This is a genomic window from Mycobacterium sp. NPDC050853 (assembly GCF_040653875.1).
Lineage (GTDB): Bacteria > Actinomycetota > Actinomycetes > Mycobacteriales > Mycobacteriaceae > Mycobacterium.
Genome location: NZ_JBFAGW010000019.1, coordinates 1 through 1,409, shown reverse-complemented (window position 1 = coordinate 1,409; position 1,409 = coordinate 1). Strand labels below are relative to the sequence as shown.

1 protein-coding gene is annotated in these 1,409 nt (G+C 64.9%); it reads right to left on the bottom strand.

Translation table 11 applies throughout. From position 1 onward, the window contains the following. On the bottom strand, positions 1–1,409 hold a 1,409-nt coding region (locus AB0H22_RS25385), incomplete at both ends, for an acyl-CoA carboxylase subunit beta (RefSeq protein ID WP_358150041.1).

The following is a 1,409-nucleotide window of genomic DNA, read 5'->3' as shown; positions in this document are numbered from 1 at the left end:
AGTGGGATGTTTTTGTGGCGGCCGCGGCGGTTGGGGGCTTCGGCGAGTGCGCGGGTGAGGACGGCGCGGGTTTGTGAGGGTTCGATTTCTTCGTCGACGACGCCGATTTCGATGGCGCGGTCGACGCCGCCGGCGATGCGTTCGTGTTCGATGGCGAGTTCTTCGTGGAGGGCTTCGCGTTCTTCGGGGGGTGTGGCGGCGAGTTGTTTTTTGTGGAGGATGCCGACGGCGGCTTTGGCGCCCATGACGGCGACTTCGGCGTCGGGCCAGGCGAAGACTTTGGTGGCTCCTAGTGAGCGTGAGTTCATGGCGATGTAGGCGCCGCCGTAGATTTTGCGGGTGACTAGGGTGACGCGGGGGACGGTGGCTTCACCGAATGCGTGTAGGAGTTTGGCGCCGCGGCGTACTACGCCGCCCCATTCTTGGCCGACTCCGGGTAGGTAGCCGGGGACGTCGACCAGGACGATGAGGGGGATGCCGAAGGCGTTGCAGAGGCGGACGAAGCGTGCGGCTTTTTCGGCGCTTTCGGAGTTGAGGCAGCCGCCTAGGCGTAGTGGGTTGTTGGCTAGGACTCCGACGGAGCGTCCGGCGAGGCGGCCCAGGCCGATGACCATCGAGGGTGCCCATTTGCCTTGGAATTCTTCGAAGGAGTCTGCGGGGTTGTCGCGGTCGAGGAGGGCGTTGATGATGGGGTGGACGTCGTAGGCGCGTTTGGCGGATTCGGGGAGCAGGGCGCGTAGGTCGGTGTGGTCGGCTTCGGCGCGGCTGCGGTCGAAAACGCCTTGTTGGCAGAAGAATCCGACGAGTTTGCGGCCGCGGGTGTAGGAGTCGAGTTCGTCGTCGGCCACGATGTGGCATACACCGGATTTTTTGTGGTGGGCTTCGGGGCCGCCGAGGGTGGCCATGTCGACGTCTTCGCCGGTGACGCTGCGGACCACGTCGGGTCCGGTGACGAATACGCGGCTTTCCGGGGCCATGATGATGACGTCGGTTAGTGCGGGGCCGTAGGCGGCGCCGCCGGCGGCGAATCCGACCACGATGGAGATTTGTGGGATGTATCCGGAGGCGCGGATCATGGCTTCAAAGACCAGCCCGACGGCGTGCAGGGCGGAGACTCCTTCGGCGAGGCGGGCGCCGCCGGAGTGCCAGATCCCGATGATGGGGGATTGTTCTTCGATCGCGATGTCGTAGGCGGCCACGATGTGGCGGCAGCCCTCGATTCCCATGGCGCCGCCCATGACGGTGCCGTCGGTGCAGAAGGCGACGGTCTTGACTCCGTTGACGGTGCCCGCAGCAGCCAACACACCTGAGCGGTCACGCTCGTGGAGCAGCTCGAGGCTGCCGTCATCAAAAAAGGTGTTCAGCCGCAACAGCGGATCACGCGGATCAAGCGATTCATCAATCGCCTC